Annotated in this window: 1 pseudogene; it reads left to right on the forward strand. The window is 61.0% G+C overall.

What is annotated here, in order from left to right:
- Positions 1–62 precede the first annotated feature (62 nt).
- Positions 63–374 (forward strand): annotated as a pseudogene (locus XpopCFBP1817_RS21265) (transposase); the annotation flags it as partial.

Here is a 374-nt window from a genome sequence, read left to right on the forward strand (position 1 = left end):
CCCCCGATTTTGAGTAGCACGCCAGTTTGGAGTCCAATTCCCTACCCCGAAGGAGATTGGACGTGAAGAAGCGTTTTACCGACGAGCAGGTCATCGGCTTTCTGCGCGAAGCCGAAAGCGGCGTGGCGATCAAGGACCTATGCCGGCGCCATGGCGTCAGCGAGGCCTCGTACTATTTGTGGCGCAGCAAGTTCGGCGGGATGCGCGTGCCCGATGCCAAGCGGCTCAAAGACCTTGAGTCCGAGAATGCCCGGCTGAAGACGTTGCTGGCCGAGCAGCTGTTCGAGAACGATCTGATCAAGGATGCGCTGCGAAAAACGTGGTGAGCGCACCGGCGCGTCGTGCGCTGGTGCGCGAGTGGATTGGGTGCGGTG

Origin of the sequence: Xanthomonas populi, from assembly GCF_002940065.1 — a bacterium.
GTDB lineage: Bacteria > Pseudomonadota > Gammaproteobacteria > Xanthomonadales > Xanthomonadaceae > Xanthomonas > Xanthomonas populi.